Consider the following 14,099-nt stretch of genomic DNA (forward strand, 5'->3'; position numbering starts at 1 on the left):
ATAAGGTGAACAATTGAGACAACAGTATAGTTCGTATGGTGAATGTATAGAATTTTTTGAATCTGCACAAAAAAGTAATCCAAATCTTTTCAAGGTAGAGTCAATAGGTAAAACTTGGGAAAACAGGGATATTATTGCTGTAAGCATTACAAAAGACATAAATACTCATTTAGATAAACCAGCACTTTTTTATACAGGTACTATTCATGCAAGGGAGTGGGTCGGGATAGAACTCTCTCTGCGCTTTGCAAAATATATATTGGACCATATAGATTATGATCCTCAGCTTAATGATATTTTAAACAGAGCAACCCTATATATGATCCCATGTGCAAATCCAGATGGATTTGAATATTCTAGAAACCATTTCTCTTTTTGGAGAAAAAATAGAAGAAAAAATGTAGATGGAAGTTTTGGTGTTGATTTAAACAGAAACTTTAGTGTAGGTTTTACTACAAATAATGAAACAACATCAAATGTATATTCTGGACCAAGTGCTTTTAGTGAGCCAGAAACTGTAGCAATTAGAGACTTTGTACTCTCTCATAAAAATATAACAATTGCTTTAGATTATCACTCTCAAGGAAATGTATTTTTCCCTGCTCATAATTTTATACATGAAGATGCTGTAGATGCTGTAGATTTAAACCTATTGGCAGGAAATATGGCTGAAGAGATTAGAAAAGAGTCTGGTCGTGAATATGGCATTCATATGGGTAAACCGCCAGTGCACCTTATATCAGGAAGTGGGCGAGAGTTTTACTACTCCCAAGGTGCTCTTTCTATTGTTGCTGAAGTTGGTACTAGAAATATTAGTGACTACATAGAGCACATGTCTGAAAACCTTGATGAAAATATACCAGCATTAATATTTGCACTCTCAGAGGTTAATAACTACAATAAAAATGATCTAGCTCCCAGAGTCGAGAACTTTATAGCTGTTGATGTTAGTTCAAAAGAGGTCGAATTGTCCTGGGACTACGTCGATGACGAAACAGTTTATTTTGAGATATATCGTTCAAAAAAGATAAAAGGGTTTACTCAAGCTTCAAATAGAATTGGTCTGACAAAGCTAAAGACATATATTGATAAAAATTTAATATCTTCAACAAATTATTATTACTATATTCGAGCAGTATGTAAAGACAGAAATGTAAAGTCAGCATTTGCTCAGATTCTTGGAGTCAGAACTAAGCCTGCATATAATATGTTTTCTAAAATACTTTATCCGCTAGCAGAAAGCATAGGATATGTTGGTGAAAAGACAAAGAAAAATGCAGAGCACTTTGGAAATAACTCTCTATTTGTTGGAATAAGTGAGGGGAAAGGGGAGTGTTTTGGTATTTGTGGGTTCTCTTTAAAAACGGTGCCTCAAAATGCAATTATAACTAGCGCTTCAATTTCCTTTTATCCTATGAATAGAGTTTCTGTCCAAGTTGAGAGTTACGGTGAGTGGCGTCTTTCACAAATAGATGAGAGAACGATTACAAGTATAAGTAGTTATGAAGAAGTTAAAAAGGCAGATGTTCTAAGTTATATAGATAGACCTATTGGCTCCGCACAACTATCACAAGGTGTATGGAAAACATATAATTTTGCAAAACAAGAATTAGACGTATTGCAAGAGTCACTAAAAAGAGAAGAAGCATATTTTAAAATGCAAGGTCCTTCTATGCTTCCGTTAGACCGAGCATCACAGCTAATGCAGTGGGATATTGGATATGGAAAATTTAGTGGTGGACTTTCATATAGGCCTAAGCTTGATATATCATATACAATAAGTGAAACTAAAATAGAGCTTAGATCAGCATATGAGTACACTGCATACAAAGATAAACTAGTTGAAAATAAATTAGTTGTAGGCTTTGATGAAGATGGCAATAAAAAATATGCTTGTTTTGAGTTTGATCTTTCTAAATTACCAGAGATGGATAATACTGTTATTTCAACTTCTTACATAGAATTAGATGTTCAAAGTATAAACTCAAATAACAATCTTCGTTTTCATATAGAAATGATTACCCCATATGAAGGTAAAAAAAGTTATAACAAGATTAAGTATAGAAAAATTATTGAAAGAATAGGCTACGATGTTAGCGTAACTGATATAAAAAAAGAGTCTAAGCAACGATTTGTTTTTGATACTCATGCTATTAATGAAATGGTAGAGAATGCAAAAGAAACAGAAAAAAATTCTAAAGCTGTTTTTATTATCTCAGCATCAACTCAAAAATTATTTTCAAAAGCACAAAATGTAGATTGGTGTGATGAGAAAAGAGTTAACAGACCATCTTTAGTAATAAATTATATTAAAAAACGAAGATTCGCGCCAGATAAGGTTGATAATTTAAGACACTCTATTGAAAACAATATGATAAGACTAGATTGGGATGCACCAAAGGATGAAGGCTATAAAGGAGTTATAGTTGTTAAAAATCCTTTTAAAGTTCCATGCTCACCATATGATGGGCAAAAACTTTATGGTGGATCAGATAGTTATACATATGATAATTTTGGAGATATGAATGTGCATAAGTATTATGCAGTATTTTCATATGATGATGTTCCAAACTTTTCTCAACCCGTATTTATCAAAATAAACATAGAAAAATAGGTACTAAAACAACCTATTTTTCTCTTCTAGATTTTTTTCTACATAACTTTCAAAGATTAAGAAACAACTAAGCATTAGTTGCCTATAATTCCCATCCACAAACAATGAGACCTTAAGTTAAGGCCTAGAGAGACTTCGAGTAGAAGCTTTTGAATATGTTTGAGATCATTGAAAACTAAGCAAGTAAATAGACGAGATAACTAATAACAAATTAGTTAATTAGTCACTATAAGTTTACTTAGAAATAACTAATATAACAACAACCGTCTATTCTATTTGGTCTATAGCAATATAGATACCCAAGTAGTAATAGATACTATACAAAACTAGGGGAACCGATTTTATCGCAAGATAAAAAGTTTCTTTAGAAAAAAGTCCACTAACTATTTATAGATAGTGGCAACAAAGCCAATGAATTTTAATTCTTGGGCAATGATCAGTAATTTCACAGCAATGTGATCTTTACATAATTTAATTATGGAGAGTTTGATCCTGGCTCAGAGTGAACGCTGGCGGCGTGCTTAACACATGCAAGTCGAACGATGAAGAAGAGCTTGCTCTTTGGATTAGTGGCGCACGGGTGAGTAATATATAGTTAATGTACCTTCAAGACCGGGATAGCCATTGGAAACGATGATTAATACTGGATATACCTTCTCTACTTAAGTAGAGTCGGGAAACGTTTTTTCGCTTGAAGATCAGACTATATCCCATCAGCTTGTTGGTGAGGTAAGAGCTCACCAAGGCAATGACGGGTAGCGGGTTTGAGAGGATGATCCGCCACACTGGTACTGAGACACGGACCAGACTCCTACGGGAGGCAGCAGTGAGGAATATTGCACAATGGGGGAAACCCTGATGCAGCAACGCCGCGTGGAGGATGACGCATTTCGGTGTGTAAACTCCTTTTATGAGTCAAGAAAATGACGGTAGCTCATGAATAAGCACCGGCTAACTCCGTGCCAGCAGCCGCGGTAATACGGAGGGTGCAAGCGTTACTCGGAATCACTGGGCGTAAAGGACGCGTAGGCGGGTTGGTAAGTCAGATGTGAAATCCTACAGCTCAACTGTAGAACTGCATTTGAAACTACTAACCTAGAGTATGGGAGGGGGAGATGGAATTAGTGGTGTAGGGGTAAAATCCGTAGATATCACTAGGAATACCTAAAGCGAAGGCGATCTCCTGGAACATTACTGACGCTAAGGCGTGAAAGCGTGGGGAGCAAACGGGATTAGATACCCCGGTAGTCCACGCCCTAAACGATGAACACTAGTCGTCGGGATGCTTGTCATCTCGGTGATGCACTTAACAGATTAAGTGTTCCGCCTGGGGAGTACGGTCGCAAGATTAAAACTCAAAGGAATAGACGGGGACCCGCACAAGTGGTGGAGCATGTGGTTTAATTCGAAGATACGCGAAGAACCTTACCTAGCCTTGACATTGATAGAACACACCAGAGATGGAGTGGTGCCCTTCGGGGAACTTGAAAACAGGTGCTGCACGGCTGTCGTCAGCTCGTGTCGTGAGATGTTGGGTTAAGTCCCGCAACGAGCGCAACCCTCGTCCTTAGTTGCCAGCAGGTTAAGCTGGGCACTCTAGGGAGACTGCCTTCGCAAGGAGGAGGAAGGTGAGGACGACGTCAAGTCATCATGGCCCTTATGGCTAGGGCTACACACGTGCTACAATGGGGCGTACAGAGAGTTGCAATACCGCGAGGTGGAGCCAATCTCACAAAGCGTCTCTCAGTTCGGATTGAAGTCTGCAACTCGACTTCATGAAGCTGGAATCACTAGTAATCGTAGATCAGCAATGCTACGGTGAATACGTTCCCGGGTCTTGTACTCACCGCCCGTCACACCATGGGAGTTGATTTCACCCGAAATTGGGAAGCTAACCTTCGGGAGGCTACCACTTACGGTGGAATTAGCGACTGGGGTGAAGTCGTAACAAGGTAACCGTAGGAGAACCTGCGGTTGGATCACCTCCTTTCTAGAGTAAAGTCAATCATTCATTTGAATTGACATACAAAGAAAATCTCACGAGAGATGTTGTTAGTTATTAGTTTGTTTGCTTGCTTAGTTTTCAGTGATTTGAGTTCATTTGAATTTAACAACACACTTTAGGGCCTATAGCTCAGCTGGTTAGAGTGCACCCCTGATAAGGGTGAGGTCCCTGGTTCAAGTCCAGGTAGGCCCACCATTTTAAAACAAATTTTCAAGTTTAATAAAAGAACTAAGTATTAGTTTTTCTATTAGACTTCAAAGTCTATCGTTCATTAAATTATTATTGTCAAAGTCAACATATATAAAAGATAAAAGAATTTATTCAATTATTAATTATATTAACTAAATAACTACAATCAACAGTACACTGACTTACTTAAAGTAGAGATACATTAAGTAAGGTAGTGAACGCAAATTAGAAAAAAAGATATTAAGGGCCATAGGTGGATGCCTTGGCTAGTAGAGGCGATGAAAGACGTATTAGGCTGCGATAAGCCTCGGGGAGCTGCCAAAGAGCTTTGATCCGGGGATTTCTGAATGGGGCGACCCAGCATGGTGCGAATCATGTTACCCTACGGGGGGCGAACTCAGGGAAGTGAAACATCTCAGTACCTGAAGGAAAAGAAATCAAACGAGATTCCCATAGTAGCGGCGAGCGAAATGGGATTAGGGCACTTAGTGATAATATATTTGTTAGCCGAACACTTTGGAAAGAGTGGACATAGAGGGTGATATCCCCGTAAGCGAAAACATTTATATAGTACTAGACTAAGGAACGAGTAGGTCGGGACACGTGTTATCTTGACTGAATATGGGGGGACCACCCTCCAACCCTAAATACTACTACTAGACCGATAGCGAACAAGTACCGTGAGGGAAAGGTGAAAAGGACCGCGGTGAGCGGAGTGAAATAGAACCTGAAACCTATGGCTTACAATCATTCGGAGCACTATTGTCGCAAGACAAGTGTGACGGACTGCCTTTTGCATAATGAGCCTGCGAGTTGTGGTATCTGGCAAGGTTAATCTAACGAGAAGCCGTAGCGAAAGCGAGTCTTAATAGGGCGAATTAGTCAGATGCTGCAGACCCGAAACTGAGTGATCTATCCATGTGCAGGTTGAAGCTGGTGTAAGAGCCAGTGGAGGACCGAACCCGTAGAGGTTGAAAACTCTTGGGATGACGTGTGGATAGGGGTGAAAGGCCAATCAAACTCAGTGATAGCTGGTTCTCTCCGAAATATATTTAGGTATAGCCTCGAGCATTAGCATGAAGGGGTAGAGCACTGACAGGGCTAGGGCTGCTTACCGCGGTACCAAACCCTATCAAACTCCGAATACTTCATGTGTAACCTCGGGAGTCAGGCGTAGGGTGATAAAATCCTATGTCGAGAGGGGAACAACCCAGACTAGCAGCTAAGGTCCCAAAGTCTTGTCTAAGTGGAAAAGGATGTGAAGTTGCTGTGACAACCAGGAGGTTGGCTTAGAAGCAGCCACCCTTTAAAGAAAGCGTAACAGCTCACTGGTCTAGCGATTTTGCGCCGAAAATATAACGGGGCTAAGACAAGCACCGAAGCTCTAGATTCATAGTTTACTATGAGTGGTAGGAGAGCGTTCCATTCAGCGTTGAAGGTATACCGGTAAGGAATATTGGAGCGGATGGAAGTGAGCATGCAGGCATGAGTAGCGAGAAAAGAAGTGAGAATCTTCTTCGCCGTAAACCCAAGGTTTCCTACGCGATGCTCGTCATCGTAGGGTTAGTCGGGACCTAAGTCGAGTCCGAAAGGGGTAGACGATGGCAAATCGGTTAATATTCCGATACCGACGGTTGTTCGTTTGAGTGATGGGGGGACGCATAGAGTTAATCGAGCTCACTGATGGAATAGTGGGTCGAAGGACGTAGGTCGACAAATAGGAAAATCCGTTTGTCATTCGACCGAGATCTTACAGGCTCTGCAATGGCTTCGGCCAGCGCGGAGAATCGATGATACTGTCGTGCCGAGAAAAGCCTCTAAACGAGAACAACCGTTGCCCGTACCGTAAACCAACACAGGTGGGTGAGATGAGTATTCTAAGGCGCGTGGATGAACCATTGTTAAGGAACTCTGCAAACTAGCACCGTATCTTCGGTATAAGGTGTGCCCTATTTGTTAACAGATTTACTCTGTAAAGCATTGACGGGTCGCAGCAAAGTGTCCCTCCCGACTGTTTACCAAAAACACAGCACTCTGCTAACTCGTAAGAGGATGTATAGGGTGTGACGCCTGCCCGGTGCTTGAATGTTAAATGGATTTGTTAGCTCTGCGAAGCATTGAAATGAAGCACAAGTAAACGGCGGCCGTAACTATAACGGTCCTAAGGTAGCGAAATTCCTTGTCGGTTAAATACCGACCTGCATGAATGGCGTAACGAGATGGGAGCTGTCTCAACAATGGATCCAGTGAAATTGTAGTGGAGGTGAAAATTCCTCCTACCCGCGGAAAGACGGAAAGACCCCGTGCACCTTTACTATAGCTTGACACTGCTATTGGGATATTCACGTGCAGGATAGGTGGGAGCCTTCGATTCATCGACGCCAGTTGATGATGAGGCATCCTTGAGATACCACCCTTGAATATTCTGATAGCTAACTCGGTACGATTATCTCGTGCGAGGACAATGTCTGGTGGGTAGTTTGACTGGGGCGGTCGCCTCCTAAAAAGTAACGGAGGCTTACAAAGTTCGGCTCAGGTGGGTTGGAAATCCACCGTAGAGTATAATGGCACAAGCCGGACTGACTGTGAGACATACAAGTCGAGCAGAGTCGAAAGACGGTCATAGTGATCCGGTGGTTCTGTGTGGAAGGGCCATCGCTCAAAGGATAAAAGGTACGCCGGGGATAACAGGCTGATCTCCCCCAAGAGCTCACATCGACGGGGAGGTTTGGCACCTCGATGTCGGCTCATCGCATCCTGGGGCTGGAGCAGGTCCCAAGGGTATGGCTGTTCGCCATTTAAAGCGGTACGCGAGCTGGGTTCAGAACGTCGTGAGACAGTTCGGTCCCTATCTTCCGTGGGCGTAGGAACGTTGAGGAGAGCTGACCCTAGTACGAGAGGACCGGGTTGGACATGCCACTGGTGCACCAGTTGTTCTGCCAAGAGCATCGCTGGGTAGCTACGCATGGATGAGATAACCGCTGAAAGCATCTAAGCGGGAAGCCAACTCCAAGATGAACGTTCCCTGAAGTACGCTTGAAGACTACAAGCTTGATAGGCTGGGTGTGTACGCATAGTAATATGTTTAGCTGACCAGTACTAATAGTACGTTTGTCTTTTTTTACAGTTCTTTGAATAGAACACAACTTCGTTCACTACCTTACTTAGTGTAAACACACTATTTAATGAACCGTGTACTGATACAGTTATTTAGAAATTATGTTGACTTAAACAATAATGTATACTAGAAATAGTATAAACACTCACTCAATTGACTCTAACAGTCAAATGTAAGAACATTTAGATGTCTTTACACTTGATTGTCTAGGTGGCTATAGAGAGAGGGAAACGCCTGGTCCCATTCCGAACCCAGAAGCTAAGCCTCTCATCGCTGATAATACTGCATCTTTCAGGTGTGGAAATGTAGGTCGCTGCCTAGTTGATCAATTTACTTCTCAATAATCAAATTTACTTCAATATATTAAACTTTTTTACTTTAATTATCTAATAAAGAATTTTCTATATCCCAATTGTGGCCTATATTATCCATATTTACTCTATAAAGTCTATCTAAAAAGTATTCTCTTTTGACTTCTTTTGCACCTAAACTTTTAAGATGATCTGTTGGTACTTGACAGTCAATAAAGTCATATCCCCAGTGCTTTAGATGCTTCACTAAAATGGCATAAGCAGACTTGGAAGCATCATTTTCAATAGAGAACATTGACTCTCCACAAAACACTTTTCCAATTGCAACTCCGTATAGTCCACCAACTAATTTATTATCTAAATAACTACCAATACTATGAGCTATACCCATACTATTTAATACACTATATGCTTCTATTATATCATCGCTTATCCAAGTTCCATTTTGATTGTTTCTTGTAACTGAACTACAATTTTTCATAACATCTATAAAGTTTGTATCAAATCTATATTCAAATTTTTTAATACTTTTTCTTAGTGAACGAGTAATTTTAAAATCATCTAGTTCCATTATTAAACGTGGATTAGTAGACCACCATATAATTGGATCATCTTTGCTATACCATGGGAATATTCCTGCTTGATATGCACGTATAAGTCTTGATGGGTTTAAATCACCACCCCAAGCAACAATGCCATCTTTATTAGCATCGTTAGGGTGTGGAAAAATAAGTTCATATTTTTCTATCTTTGGAATCATGCTACTGCATTGTTTTATATAAATTTAGAAAGTTTAAATTATAAGTAGTCATTCTAATTCCTTAAACTTTAATATGAGTTTTTTATTGAATGATACTTGTACATTACCACCATTTTTTAATTTTCCAAATAGTATTTCATCACTCAATTTATTTGTAATGTTATCTTGTATAAATCTTTTCAATGGTCTTGCTCCCATCTCTGCCGAATAGGAGCTATCAGCTATAAAATCAATCGCTCTTTGAGATGCCAAAACTGTAATTTTCTTCTTCTTTAGTTCGTTATTTAACTCATTGATGAATTTGCTAACTATTCCTTTAACAGTTTGCATACTCAGTTGTTCAAATTCTACTATCGCATCTAGTCTGTTTCTGAATTCTGGCGTAAAGAAAGACTTTAGCTCTTCACCTTGAGAGAGTGAGCTGTCTTTATTGAAGCCCATTACATTTCTAGCAGTTGCACCTATATTTGATGTCATAATTAGAATTACATTTTGAAAATCTGCTTTATATCCATTATTATCAGTGAGAGTAGCGCTATCCATTATTTGAAGCAGTATATTTACTAAATCTGGATGTGCTTTTTCTATCTCATCTAATAGTAAAACTGTGTAAGGATGTTTTTTAATAGCTTCTGTTAAGAGACCGCCTTGTTCATATCCTACATATCCAGGTGGAGCACCAACTAATCTGCTTAGTGAGTGTTTTTCCATATACTCACTCATATCGAATCTCTCAAAATTTATTCCAAGTGTCTTGCTCAGAGAAATAGCAAGTTCTGTTTTTCCAACACCTGTAGGTCCTGAGAAAAGAAAAGACGCTATTGGCTTACTTTGCGGAGTCAGTCCAGCTTTTGATATCTTAATTGCTTTAACAACCTCTTCAACTGCTATATCTTGTCCTATAACAGATGTTTTTAAATCTGATTCTAGGTTTAATAATGAAACTGTCTCATCTTTTGTAAATTTTGAGCTTGATATGCCTACTATTTTAGAAATTGTTTTTTCAATATCGTAAGCTTGAACTGTATTTTTTTTATTTTTTTTAAGATGAAATGATGCAGCAGTCTCATCTATAAGGTCAATCGCTATATCTGGTAAAAATCTGTCCGTAATATATCTTTTGGATAGCTCCACTGCAGCTTTAAGCGCCTTATCTGTGTAAGTTACATTATGGTGTGCTTCGTACTTACTTTTTAAACCTTTTAAGATTTTATAACTAGTCTTAATAGATGGTTCATTTACGTCAACTTTTGCAAATCTTCTACTTAGCGCTTTGTCTTTTTCAAAACCATTTCTATACTCTGCAAATGTTGTAGCTCCCATGCATCTTAACTCACCAGAAGCAAGAGCAGGTTTGAGCTGGTTTGCTGCATCCATTGTCCCGCTTGTAGCTCCTGCACCTATAATAGTGTGAATTTCATCAATAAAAAGAATTGCTTCTGGAATTGCTTTTAACTCATCCATTATGCCTTTTAGTCTTTTTTCAAAGTCACCTCTATATTTTGTCCCAGCTAACATTGCTCCCAAATCTAATGCATAGAGTTTTGAGTTTTGTATAATAATTGGAACATTTTTAGCGACTATGTTAAGTGCAAGTCCTTCAGCTATTGCCGTTTTCCCGACGCCAGCTTCTCCAACTAAAATAGGGTTATTTTTCTTTCTTCTGCATAGAATTTGAGTAACTCTGTGTATCTCCTCTTCTCGCCCTATAACCGGATCTATTTTTCCATCTTTTGCTTTTTGAAGTAGGTCAATTGAGTATTTGTCCAAATATGACTCTGTCTCATTCTCATTGGCGGAAGTCTCTTTAGAATTATTATGAGAAATAACCTCTAAGATATCTAATCTAGAAATTTTGTAATGATTAAGAAGCATATATGTAAATGTATTTTCTTCATCGAAAAGAGCTGCCAATAGGTCTCCTATATCAGCAGCGCCTTGCTGAGATGCTTGAGTATGCTTTATCATTCTGTCTATCAAGCGTGAAAGAGCAACACTTTCAAAAGGCTCTTTGTGAACATTTGGGGGAAGTTTATCAATATTTGTATAGATATAGTTTTTTATTAGCTCTTTCATTTTGTCTACATCTCCGCCACAGTTAAAAATGAGTTTCGCACCATTGGAAGATATAAGAAGTTGATAGAATACATGCTCTATAGTTAAATACTCATGTTTTAACTCTTGTGCATAAAGGATTGATTTTTGAAAAACTTCATTTAAAGATGGACTTATCATTACTCTTCCTCCATCTCTGCTCTAAGTGGAAAACCACTGTCTCTAGCTTGTTTATGAACCTGCATTATTTTTGTTTCTGCAATTTCATTTGTGTAAACTCCACATACACCTTTATCTTTTTTGTGTACTTCGAGCATAACCTGTTCAGCTTCTTGATAGCTTTTATGAAATATTGTCATTAATACATCTATGACAAAATCCATGGAAGTATAGTCATCATTTAGAATTAAAACTTTATATTTTTTAGGGTATTTAATGAGAGTCTCTTCTGTGAGCTCTAGTTCTGTATTTGTTGCCATAATTTTCCTATAATAATTACATATTTCGAAAATTATAACAAAATAGAGATAACTATGACCAAAAGAATTTTTGTTACTGCTACAAATACAGATATCGGTAAGACATACACGACTAAGCTTCTGCTAAAAGAGTTTGCTTCACGTAACTTAAGAGTCGGTGTGATAAAACCAATAGAAACCGGTGTTAAAATAAAAGCCGTTGACGGCCAAGAGCTTTTGAGATGTGTACAAGAGGTAAATAAAGAATTTTCAAATCTACATGTGGAAGATATCGTTCCAATTACTTATGAGCTTCCTGCAGCTCCATTTGTTGCATCAAACTGTAAAAAATTAAATTTACAAAAGATAGATAAAGCAATTGAAAAAATAGAAAAATTGTGTGATGTATTGATTATTGAGGGTGCTGGTGGTTTATATGTGCCTATTGATGATGAATATATGATAATCGATTTAATAGCATACTTTAAAGCTTCTGCAATCTTAGTTACTCACTGTTCCCTTGGTTGCATAAACGATACGTTGTTAAGTAAAAAAGCTTTGGAAGATAAAAAAATTCCATATGTTATTGCATTTAATTGTCGAGAAGATAATGATAGTTTTTCCGTTGTCTCTGAGCCTTATTTTTTAAAAACAGGCTTTGAGGTGTTAAAAGTTGATGAAAATATTGACACGATTTGCGATGTCTTGTATAATCTACAAATTATTTAATAAAGATAAAAAAGAAGTATCATGCAACACTTAATTCGTACAGATGATTTCACTCTTTTAGAGATAGAAGAGATTTTAGAAGATGCTAAAAAGTTTAGCGATGGAAGATTCGATAGGATACTTCAAGATAAAATAATTATCACGCTGTTCTTTGAAAATTCTACGAGAACAAAAAGCTCTTTTGAAATTGCCGCAAAGAGATTAGGTGCTGAGATTGTCCATTTGGATGTGGCTCAAAGCTCTACAAAAAAAGGTGAAACCTTAGTTGATACTGCAATGAGTCTAGATGCAATGCACCCTGACGCAATAATAGTTAGACACCAAAACTCAGGTGTTCCAAAAATGCTCTCAAACAATACAAAAGCCTCTATAATAAATGCTGGAGATGGAGCACATGCACATCCAACACAAGCACTTTTGGACCTCTTTACATTAAAAGAACATTTTGGTGATTTGAGAGGCAAAAAAATTGCAATAGTAGGGGATATAAAAAATTCACGTGTAGCAAACTCAAATATTGAACTTTTAAGTAGGTTTGGTATGGAGGTAATACTTGTTGCTCCACCACATTTTTTGCCAAAGACAGAGCTAAGAACTACACACTTCTTAACGAGTATAGTTAATGAGCTGGATGCAATTATGAGTTTAAGGACTCAAACAGAAAGGCATTCATCTCAAAGTTATGCTTCACTTAAAGATTATGCAAGTGATTTTTGCATCACGACTGAGTTAATAGGAGATAAAGATATAGTTATTCTTCACCCTGGTCCTGTGCATAGAAATATAGACATTTGCGACGCGCTTCTAGCAGATAAAAGATGCAAAGTTTTAAAACAGGTCTCAAACGGAGTCTCTATAAGAATGGCTGTTCTTAAAAAGTTGATTACGCAAAGTTAATGACATTTGACGACTTAAACTCTTTAGGAATACAAAGAGAGCCATTCTTATTTATTTGTGACTTTAAAGCAGAAAATTTAAAAGTTATTCGTTTGGATGAACTTGATAAATATGATGTTGAGTTTTGCATAGAAGAAAACTACGATATAAAACAATATAATAATACAATACAAAAGTATCCTATAGGGTTTGCTGAGTACAAAAGGCAGTTTGATTATGTACAAGAGAGAATAAAATCTGGTAATACTTATCTTCTTAATTTAACTGCTTCAACGCCAATAAAAACAAATTTGAGCCTAAAAGAGATTTTTCAAAATGCCAATGCTCACTATAAGTTAAGATATGAGGACAAAGAAAATAAATTTGTCTGCTTCTCTCCTGAAAAATTTATTCAGATAAAAGATGGCACAATTCACACGTACCCAATGAAGGGGACTATTGATGCTTCAGTTATAGGTGCTAAGCAAAAGATATTAGATAACAAAAAAGAGATGGCAGAACATGTTATGGTAGTTGATTTACTTAGAAATGATCTCTCAATAGTTGCTGAAGATGTACATGTAAAAAAGTTTAGATATGTAAAAGCTATAGAAGCTGGAGATAAAAAACTTCTACATGTAAGCTCTCATATAAGTGGAATGGTTAGTGAAAATTGGCATGAAAAAATAGGTGATATTTTAAAATCACTCTTGCCGGCGGGAAGCATAAGCGGCGCTCCTAAAAAGAGTACTTTAGAAATTATTAAACAGGTTGAAAATTATGAACGTGGGTATTTTAGCGGAGTATTTGGTGTTTATGACGGAGAATCACTTGATAGTGGAGTAATGATTAGATTTATACAAAAGACTAAAGATGGCTATATCTATAAGAGTGGTGGTGGAATTACGTTAGATAGTAATGCTAAAAGTGAATATAAGGAACTTTTAGATAAAGTTTATTTACCATAAATTATTAATGAGGAAA

The 14,099-nt window shown here is 37.8% G+C and carries 7 protein-coding genes, 1 tRNA gene and 3 rRNA genes; 8 read left to right on the forward strand and 3 right to left on the reverse strand.

Features of this window, described 5'->3' with window-relative positions:
- Nucleotides 1-13: 13 nt before the first annotated feature.
- The 5 genes from HUE87_RS02095 (at nucleotide 14) to rrf (ending at nucleotide 8,248) form a co-directional block, all read left to right on the forward strand.
- On the forward strand, nucleotides 14-2,614 hold the full coding sequence (locus HUE87_RS02095; RefSeq protein ID WP_194367100.1) for a M14 family zinc carboxypeptidase: 2,601 nt from the start codon (nucleotides 14-16) through the stop codon (nucleotides 2,612-2,614).
- A gap of 474 nt (nucleotides 2,615-3,088) precedes the next feature.
- Nucleotides 3,089-4,604: ribosomal RNA gene (locus tag HUE87_RS02100) — 16S ribosomal RNA — on the forward strand.
- Nucleotides 4,605-4,737: 133 nt separating this feature from the next.
- Nucleotides 4,738-4,814: transfer RNA gene (locus HUE87_RS02105), tRNA-Ile, on the forward strand.
- Between the two features lie 224 nt (nucleotides 4,815-5,038).
- Nucleotides 5,039-7,932, forward strand: a 23S ribosomal RNA gene (locus tag HUE87_RS02110).
- Nucleotides 7,933-8,132: 200 nt separating this feature from the next.
- Nucleotides 8,133-8,248: ribosomal RNA gene (gene rrf / locus HUE87_RS02115) — 5S ribosomal RNA — on the forward strand.
- The 16S, 23S and 5S rRNA genes sit together here with 1 tRNA gene alongside, the layout of an rRNA operon.
- A gap of 56 nt (nucleotides 8,249-8,304) precedes the next feature.
- Here rrf and aat read toward each other — a convergent pair.
- Genes aat through clpS form a run of 3 tightly spaced genes read right to left on the reverse strand, consistent with a single transcriptional unit; the run spans nucleotide 8,305 to nucleotide 11,531 of the window.
- Nucleotides 8,305-8,997 (reverse strand): leucyl/phenylalanyl-tRNA--protein transferase, encoded by a 693-nt coding sequence (gene aat, locus HUE87_RS02120; protein ID WP_194367101.1) that lies wholly within the window; start codon nucleotides 8,995-8,997, stop codon nucleotides 8,305-8,307.
- 48 nt (nucleotides 8,998-9,045) lie between these two features.
- On the reverse strand, nucleotides 9,046-11,232 hold the full coding sequence (gene clpA / locus HUE87_RS02125) for an ATP-dependent Clp protease ATP-binding subunit ClpA (protein WP_194367102.1): 2,187 nt from the start codon (nucleotides 11,230-11,232) through the stop codon (nucleotides 9,046-9,048).
- A complete protein-coding gene (gene clpS / locus HUE87_RS02130; protein ID WP_194367103.1) occupies nucleotides 11,232-11,531 on the reverse strand; it encodes an ATP-dependent Clp protease adapter ClpS in 300 nt (99 codons plus the stop codon). The genes clpA and clpS overlap by 1 nt, the downstream gene beginning before the upstream one ends.
- 54 nt (nucleotides 11,532-11,585) lie before the next feature.
- Here clpS and bioD point away from each other — a divergent pair, with 54 nt between their 5' ends.
- From bioD to HUE87_RS02145, 3 genes are read left to right on the forward strand one after another with little or no spacing between them, the layout of a single operon-like run.
- On the forward strand, nucleotides 11,586-12,239 hold the full coding sequence (bioD, locus tag HUE87_RS02135; RefSeq protein WP_194367104.1) for a dethiobiotin synthase: 654 nt from the start codon (nucleotides 11,586-11,588) through the stop codon (nucleotides 12,237-12,239).
- A gap of 21 nt (nucleotides 12,240-12,260) precedes the next feature.
- The gene (locus HUE87_RS02140) at nucleotides 12,261-13,136 is read left to right on the forward strand and encodes an aspartate carbamoyltransferase catalytic subunit (protein WP_194367105.1); all 876 of its coding nucleotides are present in this window, start codon (nucleotides 12,261-12,263) and stop codon (nucleotides 13,134-13,136) included.
- Nucleotides 13,136-14,083, forward strand: a complete 948-nt coding sequence (locus HUE87_RS02145; RefSeq protein WP_194367106.1) for an aminodeoxychorismate synthase component I — start codon at nucleotides 13,136-13,138, stop codon at nucleotides 14,081-14,083. The genes HUE87_RS02140 and HUE87_RS02145 overlap by 1 nt, the downstream gene beginning before the upstream one ends.
- The last annotated feature ends 16 nt before the right edge of the window (nucleotides 14,084-14,099 follow it).

This window comes from Candidatus Sulfurimonas marisnigri (assembly GCF_015265475.1).
GTDB classification, from domain to species: Bacteria; Campylobacterota; Campylobacteria; order Campylobacterales; family Sulfurimonadaceae; genus Sulfurimonas; species Sulfurimonas marisnigri.

Bases quoted from the DNA above. Each gene is read 5' to 3' on its own strand.
- HUE87_RS02140 (WP_194367105.1), top strand. From the start codon at position 12,261: ATGCAACACTTAATTCGTACAGATGATTTCACTCTTTTAGAGATAGAA.
- clpA (WP_194367102.1), bottom strand. From the start codon at position 11,232: ATGATAAGTCCATCTTTAAATGAAGTTTTTCAAAAATCAATCCTTTAT.
- aat (WP_194367101.1), bottom strand. From the start codon at position 8,997: ATGATTCCAAAGATAGAAAAATATGAACTTATTTTTCCACACCCTAAC.
- bioD (WP_194367104.1), top strand. From the start codon at position 11,586: ATGACCAAAAGAATTTTTGTTACTGCTACAAATACAGATATCGGTAAG.
- clpS (WP_194367103.1), bottom strand. From the start codon at position 11,531: ATGGCAACAAATACAGAACTAGAGCTCACAGAAGAGACTCTCATTAAA.
- HUE87_RS02145 (WP_194367106.1), top strand. From the start codon at position 13,136: ATGACATTTGACGACTTAAACTCTTTAGGAATACAAAGAGAGCCATTC.